The sequence below is a fragment of the Caulobacter sp. FG121 genome (assembly GCF_057809815.1).
Genome location: NZ_JBMDKR010000004.1, coordinates 30118 through 45031 on the forward strand (window position 1 = coordinate 30118; position 14914 = coordinate 45031).

12 protein-coding genes are annotated in these 14914 nt (G+C 68.3%); 10 read left to right on the forward strand and 2 right to left on the reverse strand.

The genetic code is table 11. The features are described from left to right. Positions 1-109 precede the first annotated feature (109 nt). Positions 110-598 (reverse strand): CinA family protein, encoded by a 489-nt coding sequence (locus tag ACODSL_RS11660; protein WP_488900861.1) that lies wholly within the window; start codon positions 596-598, stop codon positions 110-112. Between the two features lie 82 nt (positions 599-680). Between ACODSL_RS11660 and ACODSL_RS11665 the strand changes: the two genes are divergently transcribed. Further along, positions 681-2999, forward strand: a complete 2319-nt coding sequence (locus ACODSL_RS11665; RefSeq protein WP_488900862.1) for a spermidine synthase — start codon at positions 681-683, stop codon at positions 2997-2999. A gap of 30 nt (positions 3000-3029) precedes the next feature. Here the strand turns inward: ACODSL_RS11665 and ACODSL_RS11670 are convergent, their stop codons facing one another. Then, entirely contained in the window at positions 3030-4166 is a 1137-nt protein-coding gene (locus tag ACODSL_RS11670; protein WP_488900863.1) for a bifunctional 2-C-methyl-D-erythritol 4-phosphate cytidylyltransferase/2-C-methyl-D-erythritol 2,4-cyclodiphosphate synthase, read from the reverse strand. 90 nt (positions 4167-4256) lie between these two features. On the opposite strand from ACODSL_RS11670, the gene dusB reads away from it, so the two are divergent. The 9 genes from dusB (at position 4257) to ACODSL_RS11715 (ending at position 14868) form a co-directional block, all read left to right on the forward strand. After that, on the forward strand, positions 4257-5264 hold the full coding sequence (gene dusB, locus ACODSL_RS11675) for a tRNA dihydrouridine synthase DusB (protein WP_488900864.1): 1008 nt from the start codon (positions 4257-4259) through the stop codon (positions 5262-5264). Continuing rightward, complete coding sequence (locus tag ACODSL_RS11680) at positions 5261-6370, forward strand: two-component system sensor histidine kinase NtrB (RefSeq protein ID WP_488900865.1); 1110 nt, start codon at positions 5261-5263, stop codon at positions 6368-6370. Before dusB ends, ACODSL_RS11680 begins: the two co-directional genes overlap by 4 nt. After that, a complete protein-coding gene (locus ACODSL_RS11685; protein ID WP_488900866.1) occupies positions 6367-7785 on the forward strand; it encodes a sigma 54-interacting transcriptional regulator in 1419 nt (472 codons plus the stop codon). Before ACODSL_RS11680 ends, ACODSL_RS11685 begins: the two co-directional genes overlap by 4 nt. Before the next feature lie 58 nt (positions 7786-7843). After that, the gene (locus ACODSL_RS11690; RefSeq protein ID WP_488900867.1) at positions 7844-10066 is read left to right on the forward strand and encodes a sensor histidine kinase NtrY-like; all 2223 of its coding nucleotides are present in this window, start codon (positions 7844-7846) and stop codon (positions 10064-10066) included. Next, a complete protein-coding gene (ntrX, locus tag ACODSL_RS11695; protein WP_488900868.1) occupies positions 10056-11447 on the forward strand; it encodes a nitrogen assimilation response regulator NtrX in 1392 nt (463 codons plus the stop codon). The genes ACODSL_RS11690 and ntrX overlap by 11 nt, the downstream gene beginning before the upstream one ends. Beyond that, positions 11447-12310, forward strand: a complete 864-nt coding sequence (locus tag ACODSL_RS11700; RefSeq protein ID WP_488900869.1) for a D-amino-acid transaminase — start codon at positions 11447-11449, stop codon at positions 12308-12310. The genes ntrX and ACODSL_RS11700 overlap by 1 nt, the downstream gene beginning before the upstream one ends. A gap of 106 nt (positions 12311-12416) precedes the next feature. Further along, positions 12417-12659, forward strand: a complete 243-nt coding sequence (gene hfq, locus ACODSL_RS11705) for an RNA chaperone Hfq (RefSeq protein WP_488900870.1) — start codon at positions 12417-12419, stop codon at positions 12657-12659. Next, entirely contained in the window at positions 12656-13972 is a 1317-nt protein-coding gene (gene hflX, locus ACODSL_RS11710) for a GTPase HflX (RefSeq protein WP_488900871.1), read from the forward strand. The genes hfq and hflX overlap by 4 nt, the downstream gene beginning before the upstream one ends. Next, positions 13969-14868, forward strand: a complete 900-nt coding sequence (locus tag ACODSL_RS11715) for an alpha/beta hydrolase family protein (RefSeq protein ID WP_488900872.1) — start codon at positions 13969-13971, stop codon at positions 14866-14868. The genes hflX and ACODSL_RS11715 overlap by 4 nt, the downstream gene beginning before the upstream one ends. Positions 14869-14914: the final 46 nt, after the last annotated feature.

The window sequence follows — 14914 nt, forward strand, 5'->3', positions numbered from 1 at the left end:
AAGAACTCGATATCGCAGGGAAGGGCGTTGATCGTCCGGCGCGCGGTCCGGACCTCTGTGCGCTTGGGTGGCCCGAACAAGTCGGGCCATGACGTGAGGTGGGGGAACGTTAAATCGCCTCTCTCAGCATCTGCAGCGCCGTCGCAACCGCCGCCATCTGCACGTCCCAACGGGTGTCGAACTCGTACAGCTCGTGGCGGTGCCGGATTCCTGCCGTGCTGCGCGCGGTCGCCAGGTGCACCGTGCCGACAGGCTTCATCGGCGAGCCGCCGCCGGGGCCGGCCACGCCGGTGATCGCCACGGCGATGTGGGCGCGGGAGTTGGCCAGGGCGCCTTCGGCCATCATCCGGGCCACCGGCTCCGAGACGGCCCCGAAGTCGGCCAGCATGTCGCCCGGAACGCCCAGCATCTCCTCCTTGGCCCGGTTGGTGTAGGTCACGAAGCCGCGGTCGAAGATGTCCGAGGCTCCGGAGATCGCGCAGATCGCGCCGGCGACCAGCCCGCCCGTACAGCTCTCGGCCGTGACGATCCGCAGATGCCGGTCCCGCACCTCCTCGATCAGCAGCCGCGCATGCGTCTCGACTTCGATGGGGAACATGCGGGCGCACTCCGAAACTTGGTCAATTGTTAAGGCCGCAGCCCAACATCCTGTGTGTCTCACTGACAAGCCGATTCGAGCCATGACCGACACGATCGAGACCGCTCCCGCCGCCGCCGCCAGGACGCCGCCGCTGTTCGTGGTGGCTGTGTTCACCAGCGCAGCCCTGGTCTTCATGGTCCAGCCGATGGTGGCCAAGCTGGTGCTGCCGCTGCTCGGCGGCTCCCCGGCGGTGTGGAACACCAGCATGGCCTTCTTCCAGATCGCCCTGCTGGTCGGTTACGGCTACGCCCATTTCCTGCAGAAGATCCCGCAGGTGCGGCGGCAGATCACGGTCCATATCGCCGCGCTCGCCATCGCCGGCCTGACGCTGTTTCCACTCAGCATCTCGAAACTCGCCGGGGACCCGTCGTCGAACCATCCGGCGCTGTGGCTGCTCGCCGTGCTGACGCTCTCGATCGGATTGCCGTTCGCCATCCTCTCGGCCACCGCGCCGCTGGTGCAGGCCTGGCACGCCCGGGTCTTCCGCGGGCAGGGCGCCAGCGAGCCCTACAGCCTGTACGCCGCCAGCAATCTCGGCAGCCTGATCGCTCTGCTAGCCTATCCCATTGCCATGGAGCCGCTCCTGACGCTGCACAGCCAGCGCTGGAGCTGGAGCAGCGGCTACTGGGTGTTCGTCCTGATCCTCGCGTCGCTGGCGGTGATGGTCTGGAAGCGCTCGGAAGTACCGGTCGGCGAGTCGGGCGCCGCGCCCGCCAAGCTGACGCCGGCCCCGACCTGGCGTGAGCGGATCATCTGGATCGCGCTGGCGGCCATTCCGTCCAGTCTGATGCTCGGCGTGACCGCCCACCTGGCCACGGACGTGGCCTCCGCGCCCTTCCTGTGGGTCGCGCCGCTGGCGCTGTATCTCGTCACCTTCATCATCGCCTTCCAGACGAAGCCCGCGATCCCGCGCTGGGCCACGCTGACCTTCCAGGCGGCGGCCGTCGCGGCCTGCGCGGCCACCCTGCAGTTCGGCTCGAACGCCATCGAGCTGCAGATCTTCATCCACCTGGCCTGTTTCTTCCTCACCGCCCTTGTCTGCCATCAGGCGATGGTCGCCCGGCGGCCTGATCCCGAACATCTGACCGAGTTCTACCTCTGCATGTCGCTCGGCGGGGTGGTCGGGGGCTCGTTCAACGCCTTTGTGGCGCCGGTGATCTTCAACTCCGTGATCGAATATCCCCTCGTTCTCGCCCTGTCGGTCCTGGCGCGCCCCTGGGGCAAGGGGCGGCTCACGACGGTGCAGATCTTCATTGTCGCGGTGGGCGTGCTCTCGGCCCTGGCGGCGGCGGTTGCGGTCAACCAGGTCGGACCGACGCTGACGGTCAAGCTGGCGCTGGCGGCGACGACGGTCTCGGTCTTCATGATGCGCGACCGGGCGCTGCTGATGTTCGCGCTGATGCTGACCCTGCTGATGGCGGCCAGCGCCGTCGGCGACCGCGTCGACGTGATCCGGACCGACCGCAGCTTCTTCGGCGTACTGCGCCAGTCCCGCATGATCGTGCCGCGCACTTCGCCGACGCCGCCCGATGATCTGGCAAAGTTTTCCGGCGGCGAAGTCCGTCTGCTGGCGCACGGCACGACGCTGCACGGCGCCCAGGCGGTCGATCCGCGCTACCACTGCAAGCCGTTGGTCTACTACGCGGCCGAGACCCCCATCGGGCAGGTGTTCACGGCCTCGCAGGCCGCTCGTCCGGCGCTTCGCGTCGGCGCGGTCGGGCTCGGCACCGGCTCCGTGGCCGGCTACGTCCGCCCGGCCGATCACCTGACCTTCTTCGAGATCGATCCGCTGGTGATCCATATCTCCCACGACAGCGGCCAGTTCGACTACACGACCAAATGCGCCAAAGGGCCGGTCGATTTCGTGCTCGGCGATGCGCGGCTGACTCTCGAGAAGCAGCCGAGGGACGAGTTCGACATCCTGCTGATCGACGCCTTCTCGTCGGACGCGGTGCCCGCGCACCTGCTGACCGTCGAGGCGGTGCGGGCCTACCTGACCCACATCAAGCCCGACGGCGTCCTGATCCTGCACCTGTCGAACCGGAACCTCGACCTCAACGCGCCGGCCATGGCCGTCGCCAAGGCGGCCGGCGGCTATGCGCTGCTGCAGGAGCACCGTGCGCCGAGCAACTCGCCGAGCATGTGGGAGTCCGCCGAGGACGCCCTGATCATCGCCCGCTCGCCTGAGGTGCTGGCGAAATACGCCGCCGACCCGCGCTGGGAGCCCACGAAGCCTGATCTCGTCCGCCCCTGGACCGACGACTACACCAACCTGATCGGCGCCATGCTGCGCCGGATGGGCGAGCGGCCGGTGTTTGCAAATCTCAAGGACGCGATGGACCGACTGACGGGGAAATAGGGGACACGTACCTTTGGTAGATGCCCCCGACTACAGCTCCACCACCGCCACGGCCTGGGCTGCCAGACCCTCGCCGCGCCCGGTGAAGCCCATGCCCTCGGTCGTGGTCGCCTTGACGCTGACCCGGTCCAGCGGGAGGGCGAGGATGGCGGCCAGCCGCTCGCGCATGGCATGGCGGTGCGGTTTGATCTTCGGTCGCTCGCAGATCAGCGTGACGTCGACATTGATGATCCGCCCGCCCTTCGCCGAGACCAGCGAGGCCGCGTGTTCGAGGAACAGGTCGCTGGAGGCGCCTTTCCACTTCGGATCGGTCGGCGGGAAGTGGTCGCCGATGTCGCCTTCTCCGATGGCGCCGAGGATGGCGTCGGTCAGCGCGTGAAGCCCGGCATCGGCGTCGGAATGACCAATCAGAGTCTGGTCGTGGTCGATGCGCACGCCGCAAAGCCAGACGGCCTCGCCGGGCCCCCAGCGATGAGCGTCGAAGCCCTGGCCCATGCGGGTAATCCGGGCGCCGCCCACCAGCCGTTCGGCCATGTCGAAGTCCTCGGGAAAGGTGAGTTTCATCAGAAGCGGGTCTCCCGGCGCCAGGGCGACCCGGCCACCGTCCGCCTCGACCACCTGGGCGTCGTCGGTTGGCTCGCCATCGGTCCAGCGGGCGTAGGCGGTCAACAGCCGGTCCCGGCGGAAGGCCTGGGGGGTCTGGGCGCGCCACAGGCCATCACGCGGCGTGGTGGTCAGACCCGCTTCGGTCTCACGCTTCAGCGTGTCGGCGACGAGCAGGGCAGGGATAGCCCCGTCGGCTCCGTTGAGCGCCGCGAGGACAGCCTCGACATGGGCCTTCGTGACAAAGGGTCTGGCCGCGTCGTGCACCAGAACGGGCTCGTCGGGCGCGCCGTTGATCGCCATCAGGCCCGCCTGCACCGACTGGGCACGGGTCGCGCCGCCCAGCGCCGTGCGCCAGCCGGAGAGCCCTGTGAGGGCTCGTGTGGCGAGGGCTTCGCCATCGGGGCTGACGACCACCACGAGATCGCGCGCACCGGCGTCCAGCAAGGATTCAACGGACCAGCGCAGCACGGGCTTGCCGGCGACCGTGCGCCACTGTTTCGCGAGGCCCGGGCCCGCCCGCGTGCCGCCGCCGGCGGCGACGATGACGACTGAAAAGCTCATCCGCCCTGTCTAGGGCGCGAAAGCGTCATCTCCAACCTTTACTGCACCGCACAATATGCCTAAAAAGGCAGCGTTCGGGGTGATTACAGAATGAGCAAAACGCTCACTATCGGAGACGTGGACGTGCCGGGGCGGGTGTGGATCGCCCCCATGACCGGGATCTCCGACCTTCCTTTTCGCAAGGCCGCGGGGCGGCTTGGTGCGGCCTACGCGGCGACCGAGATGGTTGCCTGCGCGGAATTCGCGCGTCACCGGCCTGACGTGGTCCGTCGCGCGGCGATCGGCGACGGCCATCCGCTGATGGTCGTCCAGCTGGTCGGCCGCGAGGCGCGCTGGATCGCGGAAGGCGCCCGTCTTGCCGCCGCCGCCGGGGCGCATGTCATCGACCTCAATTTCGGCTGTCCGGCTCGCGAAGTCACCGGCGTGCAGTCCGGGTCCGCCCTGATGCGCGACCTGGATCTCGCCGAGTCGCTGGTCGCCGCGGCGGTCGAGGCCGTGGATGTCCCGATCACCGTGAAAATGCGCCTGGGCTGGGACGACGCCACGCGAAACGCGCCCGAGTTCGCCCGTCGGGCCGAGGCCGTCGGCGCGAAGGCCCTGACCGTCCATGGCAGGACCCGGTGCCAGTTTTACAAGGGTGCCGCGGACTGGACCGCCGTGCGCGCGGTCAAGGAGGCCGTGTCGATCCCGGTCATCGTCAACGGCGACATCGTCGATGGCGCCAGCGCCGCCCGTGCGCTGGAGCAGTCCGGCGCCGACGGCCTGATGGTCGGCCGCGGCGTGCTCGGCCGGCCCTGGATCGCGCGCGCCATCGAAGCCCAGCTGCAGGGCGCGACCGACGTCGAGCCGCCACTGGCTGAACGTCTCGAGATCGTGCTCGACCATTTCCGCGACAGCATCGCCTTCTACGGCCCGAAGCTCGGCCTGCGCATGTTCCGCAAGCACCTGGCGGCCTACGTCGAGAACGCCCCTGCGCCGGCGTCCGCCGAGGCCCGCCGCGAGGCGCGGGCGCGGCTGTGTCGCCTGGACGATCCGGCCGAGGTCGAAGTCGCCCTGACCGCGCTCTGGTCCGGCGCGGCGGAAAGGCTGGCCGCATGACCGGTCGTCTCTCTACGCTTTCGCCGGCCTCCTCAGCCGCCCTGAAAGCCGCTGCCTTTGATCTCAGCCCGGAACCCGCGCTGCTGATCGGCGCCGACGGGGCGCTGGCCGCGGCCAACGAGGCCGCCGAGGCGCTGTTCGGCCAGGGGCTTGGCCTGTTGTCGCGCGGTCGGATCAGCGGCGTCCTGCCGGCGTCCTCGCCGCTCATGGAGCTCCTGACCCGCGCGGTGGAGGAGGGCGTCCGGGTTCGCGAGCACGGCGTCGAGATCGCCCTGTTCGGCCATGCCGGCTTCGAGGCCGACTGCGCCGCCTCGCCGCTGGGCGATGGCGCGGTGCTGCTGACCCTGCATGTGCGCGGCGCGATCGGCGCGGAACGCTCGTCCGATCCAGCCGGCCTGCGGTCGGTCGTGGGGCTTGGCCGGATGCTGGCGCATGAGATCAAGAACCCGCTGGCCGGCATCCGCGGCGCCGCGCAGCTGCTCAAGAGCGGCGCCGCCGCCGAGGATCAACCGCTGGCCCAGCTGATCGTCGACGAAACCGAGCGGATCCGCCGGCTTGTCGACCGGATGGAAGCCTTCTCCGACGATGCGCCGCCGGAGCGCCTGCCGATCAATATCCACAGCGTGCTGGACCGTGTCCGGGCCCTGGTGGCCAACGGCGTCGCCGAGGATCTGGTGATCAAGGAGCGGTACGATCCCTCGCTGCCGCCGACCTGGGGCGATGAGGACCTGCTGATCCAGATCTTCCTCAATCTGGTCAAGAACGCCGCCGAAGCCGCCAACATGCGCAGCGACGGCGGCGGAGAGATCGTCATTTCGACCGCCTGGCGGCCGGGCGTTCGTGTCCGCGACGCCAAGGGGCAGCTGCAGCAGGGCGCGCCGCTTGAAGTGAAGATCCAGGACAACGGGCCGGGTGTGCCGCCGCACATGCGCGACCACCTGTTCCAGCCGTTCGTAACCTCCAAGACCTACGGCGCCGGCCTGGGCCTCGCGCTCGTCGCCAAGCTCGTGGCCGGGCATGGCGGTCTCATCGATTTCGACTCCGAGCCCGGCAGGACCGTCTTCCGCGTCCTCCTGCCCGTCGCCCCCTCCGGGACACCTGAATGAACCCCGCCTCCAAGAAGATCCTCATCGCCGACGACGACAGCTCGGTGAGGCTGGTGCTCAGTCAGGCCTTTACGCGCCTGGGCTACCAGGTGCGCGCCACGGGCAATGCGGCGACCCTGTTGAAGTGGGTGCAGGAAGGCGAGGGCGACCTGATCCTCACCGACGTGATGATGCCGGATGAGAACGTGTTCAACGTCCTGCCGAAGATCCGCAAGGAGCGGCCCAAGCTCCCGATCATTGTCATGAGCGCGCAGAACACCCTGCTGACGGCGGTCAACGCGGCGGATGCGGGGGCGTTTGAATACCTGTCCAAGCCGTTCGACCTGGATGACGTGACCGCTGCCGCCCGCCGCGCCCTGTCGCGGCCGTCCGACAACGAGGCCGCCAAGGCCCAGGCCCGGGCGATGAAGGATGAGCGTCTGCCCCTGATCGGTCGCTCCGCGCCGATGCAGGAGGTCTACCGCACGGTCGCCCGGCTGGTCGGGGCCGACCTGAAGGTGCTGATCCTTGGCGAATCCGGCACCGGCAAGGAACTGGTCGCCCGTGCGCTGCATGACCTCGGTCGCCGCCGCGACGGCAAGTTCGTCGTCATAAATCTGGCCGCCGTGCCGCGCGAACGGGTCGAGACAGAGCTTTTCGGCCGGGGCGAAGGTGATCTGGGCAAGCTGGTCGAAGCCGATGGCGGGACGCTGTTCCTCGACGAGATCGGCGACATGCCGCTCGACGCCCAGAGCCGCCTGTTGCGCGTGATCGACGGCGCCGAGCCGGCGCTGAATCCGCGCACGGGTCGGGCGCCGAATGTGCGGATTATCGCCGCGACCAACCGGGACCTGCGCGGCCTGATTCAGCAGGGCCTGTTCCGGGAAGACCTGTTCTTCCGCCTGAACGAGGCGCCGGTTCGCCTGCCGCCGTTGCGCGACCGCGTCGAGGACATCCCCGATCTGGCCCGCTCTTTCCTTCTGCGCGCCGCCCGCGAGGGGCTGCCGTCCAAGACCATCGACCAGTCGGCCCTCGACCGGATGAAGACCCACGACTGGCCAGGCAACGTGCGCGAGCTGGAGAACCTCGTGCGGCGCATCTGCGCCCTTTACGGCGAGGACCAGATCACCGCGCGGATCATCGAGCGTGAACTGCAGGATCCGGCGCCCGTGGTGGGCGAGGGCGGCCCCCTGACCCTGTCGCAGATCGTCGAACGCCACCTGGCAAGTCACTTCGCAGACCAGCCCGACGGCGTGCCCGCGCCCGGCCTCTATGACCGCGTGCTGGAAGAGGTCGAGCGGCCGCTGATCCAGCTGACCCTGGCGGCGACCCGCGGCAACCAGGTGCGGGCCGCCGAGATCCTCGGCCTGAACCGGAATACCCTGCGCAAGAAGATCCAGGACCTCGGGGTGGATATGGCGCGCGGCAAACGCTGACGCGTTCGCGCCACAATACTGTTGCAGGAAGGGCGCAGTTCGACCTAGGTTGCCCCTCATGAGTTTGTCGGCCTCAAACACCGCTCCCGGCGGTGAGGCGCCGCCGCCGGCCTGGCGTCGAGCGATCGAGTCCCGTTACGTCGTCGGCGCGGGCTACGCGGTCGCGGCTGCGCTGACGATCACCGGCGCCCTGCTGGTGTCGAGTCCGCCGGCCACCGGACCGATTGGGCCGGCGGTTCAGGCCATGCTGGTGGTCCTGGGACTCAATCTCGTTCTCATCCTCGGGCTGGCCATGCTGGTCGGGATGCGCGTGGCCCGGCTGATCCACGACCGGAACGTTGACGCCGGTGCGCGGCTGCATCTGCGGTTCATGGGCCTGTTCGGACTTGCCGCCGTGGCCCCCGCGATCATCGTCGCGATCTTCTTCGGCGGCTTCGTGCTGACCGGCGTCGAGACCTGGTTCGGCGACAAGATCAGCACCCTGGTCGAGAATTCCGCAGACACGGCCCGGTCCGTGGTCGCAGAACAGCAACTGATCCTGCGGGACAACATGACGCTGGTGGCGGTCGACCTGAACGATGCCGCGCGTGCGCTTGAGACGACCCCGGTCGCCTACGGTCACTATCTGGCGCAAATCTCGGCCAATACCTTCGCAGCGGTCTATGTCCTCGACCGCGACGGACGCATTCTGGCGCGAGCCGAGAAGCCGAACGGTCCGACATTCGTTGCGCCGCCGCCCTCCAGCTTCAAGGCCGCGGACGAAGGCATCATCACGGCCGAAACCTTCGAGGCCCAGAACGTGATCCGCGGCCTGTACCGCCTGAAGGCCTATCCGGACGCCTATCTCTATGTTGCGCGTCCGGTGGGCACGGGGATCATCAGTCAGCTCCGTGACGCCGAGGGCGCGCTGGTGGCGCTCCGCGAGGCGGCCAACAACCGCGAACGGATCAAGGGCGCGTTCCTCCTGACCTACATCGAGACCGCCCTGCTGGTGCTGGTCGGCGCCGCCTGGCTGGCCATCGCCGCCGCCAACTCGATCGCCGCGCCGGTGGCCCGGCTGGTGCAGGCCGCCGGACGGGTCGCGACTGGCGACCTGAACGCGCGGGTCGATACGACCGACCAACCTGAAGAGATGGCCGTATTGTCCCGCGCCTTCAACAGTATGACGCATGATCTTCAGGTTCAGCAGGTCGCCCTGCGAACGGCCAGTCTGGACGCTGAATCGCGCCGGCAGTTCATTGAAACGGTTCTGCTCGGCGTGAGCGCCGGCGTGATCGGGCTGGATGCCGCTGGCAATGTGTCTGCGGCCAACCGTCAGGCCGCCAGCCTCCTTGGCGCGGATCCGGAAGCCATGACCGGACAGGCGCTGGCAGCGATCGCGCCGGAACTGGCGTCGGTGTCCCAGCGCGCCATCGAAATCGGCGGCGAGGCCGAGGAAGAGGTCGATATCGTGCGGGGCGGCGACACGCGGCGCCTGCGGGTGCGCGCCAGCGGCGCGTCCGACGGGGTCGTGCTCACGTTCGACGACATCACCCGCCTCATCACCGCCCAGCGCAATGCGGCCTGGAAGGACGTCGCCCGTCGCATCGCCCACGAGATCAAGAACCCGCTGACCCCGATCCAGCTGTCGGCCGAACGCCTCCGGCGGAAGTATCGCGCCGAGATCACGTCGGACATCGAGACCTTCGACCGCTGTACCGAGACGATCATCCGTCAGGTTGGCGATATCGGCCGGATGGTCGACGAGTTCTCGTCGTTCGCCCGCATGCCCACGCCGCGCTTCGCCGAGCACGATCCCGCCGAGCTGCTGCGTCAGGCAGTTTTCGCCCAGCGCGTCGCCAGCCCTGAACTGACCGTCGACATGGACGAGCCGCCGGCCAATCGCAGTCTCGTCTGTGACGACCGCATGGTCGGTCAAGCCCTGGCCAATATCCTCAAGAACGCCGCCGAGGCCGTCTCGGCGCGCGGCCTGCCCTCGAAAGAGGGACGAATTTCCGCGGCTCTGGTCGAGGATGACGGTGGGCTGACGTTCCGTATCGAGGATAATGGCATCGGTCTGCCGTCGCGGGACCGTGACCGGCTCACCGAACCCTATGTGACGACGCGCGAGAAGGGCACGGGCCTTGGTCTCGCCATCGTCAAACGCATTCTCGAGGACCACGGCGGCGAGCTGGCGTTGGGGGACGCCAGCACCCTGCCCGGGGCCAGGGTCAGTCTGAATTTCCCCAACGCGCGTTTGACGGCCGCGCTCGCTAGCAAGGAGACAGCCCATGGCGGCTGATGTTCTGGTCGTTGATGACGAGGCGGATATCCGCGAACTCGTCTCCGGCATTCTCAGCGATGAAGGCTATGCCGTGCGAACGGCGGCCGACTCCGAACAGGCCTTGCTGGCGATCCGCGCCCGCAAGCCGACGCTGGTGGTGCTCGACATCTGGATGCAGGGCGGCGGCATGGACGGGCTCGAACTGCTCGACCTGGTGAAGGCGCTCGATGGCGATCTGCCGGTCATCATGATCAGCGGCCACGGGAACATTGAAACCGCCGTCAGCGCGATCAAGCGCGGCGCCTACGAGTTCCTCGAAAAGCCGTTCAAGTCCGACCGCCTGCTGCTGATGGTCGAACGGGCCATCGAGTCCGCCAGCCTGCGCCGAGAGAACCGCCGGCTGCGCACCCAGGCCCTGACGCCCGACGGCCTGATCGGGCGATCGCTGCCCGCGCAGCAACTGCGCCAGATGATCACCAAGGTCGCCCCGGCCAACAGTCGCGTGCTGATCACCGGCCCGGCAGGGTCGGGCAAGGAGATGGTCGCGCGGATGATCCATGCGGCCAGTCCGAGGGCCAAGGGCGAGTTCGTCGCCATCAGCGCTGCGGGCATGGCGCCCGAGCGGATGGATCTCGAACTGTTCGGTGAGGAAGGCGAGGGCAGCCGGCCCGGCAAGATCGGCGTGTTCGAACGGGCGCACGGCGGCACGCTGTACCTCGACGAGGTGGCCGACATGCCCCGCGAGACGCAGAGCCGCATCCTGCGCGTCCTCGTCGAGCAGCGGTTTCGGCGAGTCGACGGCAACGCCGACGTGCAGGTCGACGTGCGGGTCATCTCGTCCAGCTCGCGCGATCTGCGGGAGGAGATCTCCGCCGGGCGTTTCCGCGAAGACCTGTTCCATCGGCTGAACGTGGTGCCCGTGCGGGTGCCGGGTCTGGCCGAGCGCCGCGACGACGTGCCGGAGATGATCAACTACTTCATCGATCGCATCGCGGAGGCCACCGGCCTGCCGCGTCGCCGGCTGGGCGAGGACGCCATCGCCACGCTGCAGGTGCACGACTGGCCGGGCAACGTCCGGCAGCTGCGCAACAACGTAGAGCGGATGATGATCCTGGCCTCGGGCGATCCGAACGAGCCGATCACTGCAGACATGCTGCCGTCAGAGGCGCCGAGTGCGTCGCAGAACGGGGCCATCGGCACCGAGCGGATCATCGCCCTGCCGCTGCGCGAGGCGCGGGAACTGTTCGAGCGGGAATATCTGAACGCCCAGATCCTGCGGTTCGGCGGCAACATCTCGCGCACCGCGGCCTTCATTGGCATGGAGCGCTCGGCTTTGCACAGGAAGCTCAAGTCGCTCGGTCTGGCGGGCGCGCGGGCCGGTGAGGAGACCGAAGACTGATGTCGCGCTGGGCCTACGTGAATCACCGCTTCGTCCGGCACGGCGAGGCGGCCGTCCATATCGAGGATCGCGGCTATCAGCTCGGCGACGGCATCTACGAAGTCTGGGCCGTGTTCGGCGGCCGGCTGGTCGACTCCGACGGTCACTTCGAGCGACTGCAGCGCAGTCTGGGCGAGTTGGGGATCACGCCGCCGATGGGCCGCCGGTCGCTGGAGCTGGTGCTGGGTGAAGCCATCCGCCGCAATCGGGTCAAGCACGGTCTGGTCTATCTGCAGGTCACGCGCGGCGTTGCCCGCCGCGACCATGCCTTCCCTGTTCCGGCCCCGCAGCCCGCCATCGTGATCACGGCCAAGTCGATCGACGCCGCCGCCGCCGAGGCGCGCGCAGCCAAAGGCATCGGCGTCATGACCACGCCGGAGAACCGCTGGGGGCGTTGCGACATCAAGACCATCGGCCTGCTGCCCAACGCCATGGCCAAGACGGCGGCCCGTGACCAGGGCGCCGGCGAGGCCTGGTTCGTCGATGCACAAGGCCTGGTGACCGAGGGCGCCTCCAGCAATGCCTGGATTGTCGACGCCGACGGCGTTCTGCGGACGCGCGATACGACCGCCAACATCCTGCGCGGTGTGACCCGCAAGAGCGTCATGGGACTCCTGGGAGACCTCAACATCCGCCTCGACGAGCGCGCCTTCACGCCGGAGGAAGCCCGCAACGCCCGCGAGGCCTTCATTACGGGGGCTGGGGCGCTGGTCATGCCGGTGGTGGCGATTGACGGCGCGCCGATCGGCGACGGCCGCCCGGGCCCGGTGGCGCAACGTCTGCGAGCGCTCTATATCGAGGCTGCCCAAGCTTCGGGCAGTTGAGCGTCCGGAACCTCGTCGGAGGTTGCGGGCTTCCGTGACGAGCGCCTACGTACAAACTGTGTGTGTGGAGGGCCTTTGCCTTCCGACCAAAAAGAGGGGAACCCCCGTGACCGAGAAGAAACAGAACCTGCAGGACACATTCCTCAACAGCGTTCGCAAGTCGAAGACGCCGCTGACCATCTTCCTCGTGAACGGTGTGAAGCTTCAGGGCGTTGTCAGCTGGTTCGACAATTTCTGCGTGCTGCTGCGTCGCGACGGCCAGTCGCAACTGGTGTACAAGCACGCGATCTCGACGATCATGCCCGCGCAGCCGGTTCAGCTGTACGAACCCTCCGACCAAGACGATTGACCCAACTCATTGATCACGAAGACCCCGTCCAACGGGCGCTGGTTCTTCATCCCGTTCGGCCGCAGCTGGCCAACGCCCGCGATCCTCAGGCCCGGCTTGAGGAAGCGACCGGACTCGCCCTCGCGCTCGATCTTGATGTGGTCGAGTCCCGCATCGTCCCGCTGCGCGAACGCACGCCCGCGACCCTGTTCGGCAAGGGCAAGGTCGAGGAGCTTCGCCTGCTGTGCGAGGTCGAGACGATCGACGTCGTGGTCGTCGACGACGCCCTCTCGCCTGTCCAGCAGCGCAATCTGGAGAAGGCCTGGAACGCCAAGGTCGTCGACCGCAGCGGCGTGATCCTCGAGATCTTCGGCCGTCGGGCTCGGACCAAGGAAGGCGTGCTGCAGGTCGAGCTGGCCCGACTGGAATACGAGAAATCCCGCCTCGTCCGCACCTGGACCCACCTCGAACGCCAGCGTGGCGGCACGGGCAATACCGGCGGCCCTGGCGAAACCCAGATCGAGCTCGACCGGCGCCAGATCGCCGACCGCATCATCAAGATGAAGAAGGACCTCGTCGAGGTCCGCCGCACCCGCGCCCTGCACCGGACCCAGCGCAAGAAGGTCCCGTATCCGACCATCGCCCTGGTCGGTTACACCAACGCCGGCAAGTCGACGCTGTTCAACAAGATCACCGCCGGCGGCGTGCTGGCCAAGGACATGCTGTTCGCCACGCTCGATCCGACGCTGCGTAACGTGAAACTGCCCGATGGCCGGCCGGCGATCCTGTCGGACACGGTGGGCTTCATCTCCGACCTGCCGCACGAACTGATCGAGTCGTTCCGCGCCACCCTCGAGGAGGTGCAGGAGGCCGACGTCATCCTGCATGTCCGCGATATCGCCAATCCCGACACCCATGCCCAGAAGCGGGATGTCGAGAAGGTGCTGACCGAGCTGGGCGTCACCCCGGAGTCAGGTCGCAAGCTGGTCGAGGTGTGGAACAAGGCCGACCTGCTGGATCCTGAAGCCCGCGACGAGGCGGAGGGCGCCGCGCGTCGCGTCGGCGCGATGCTGGTGTCCTCGATCACGGGGGAAGGCTGCGAGGCGCTGCTCAACAAGCTGGCCGAGATGGTCGATGAGACGCCCGAGATAGACGTCCAGCTGGATGTCGGCGCCGGGGAGGCGCTGGCCTGGCTGTACCGCCACGGTCGCGTGGTCGGGCGCCATGACGGCGTTGACGGCGACCTGCGCCTGCGGGTCCGGCTCGACGGTCAGGCGCTGGGCAGGTTCGAGCGCATGTTTCCGACCGCCACGGTTTCGGAGGCGGCGGGGTGAAACGCGCGGCGCTGGCGGCTATCCTGCTTCTTATGACCGTCTCGCCCGCTTCCGCCGTCATGGCCGCAGACCCGATCAGCTTCAGCGATCTGCTGGCCCGCCCGCGCGAGACGGCTGACGCGACCATCGCCTATGGTGCCGATCCGCTGCAGCACGGCGAGCTCTGGTTGCCGAAAGGGCAGGGGCCGTTCCCGGTGATCGTGCTGATCCACGGCGGCTGCTGGCAGGCGGATCTGCCGGGCACGGAGCTGATGGACTATCTGGCTGTCGACCTTCGGGCGCGCGGCTACGCCGTCTGGAACCTCGAGTATCGCCGCATTGGCCATCCGGGCGGGGCGTACCCGGGGACGTTCAGCGATGTCGCGGCGGGGCTCGACCATCTTCGGACCATCGCCGCCGCACGCCATCTGGACCTTGGCCGCGTCGTGCTGGTCGGCCATTCCGCCGGCGGCCATCTGGTCAGCTGGGCCGCCGCCCGCAGCGGCCTGCCGCGCTCCAGCCCATTGTGGAGCTCCGATCCGCTGGCGGTGAAGGGCGTCGTCAGCCTGGCCGGCATCAACGATCTCGAAGCCTTCCGCGCCACCGGTCCCGATCGTTGCGGCGGCCCGCAGACCATCGACGATCTCGTCTCGGCCGCGAGCCGCACCGGACAGGATGTCTACGCCGACACCTCGCCAGCCCGGCTGCCGAAGCCCACCGCGCCGGTCGTGGTGATCTCGGGGACTCTGGATCCGATCGTGCCGCCGGTTTTCGGAGCGCCTTTCGCCAAGGGCTGGTCCGCCCGCAACATCGTCATCGACGGGGCAGGGCACTTCGAACTGATCGACCCGACGAGTGCGGCGTGGGCGAACGTGATCGCGCCGGAGATTGACCGGCTGATCTCTTCCCGCCCCTGAACTGTCATCCCGGAAGGCGCGAAGCGCCTATCCGGGACCCGGATCA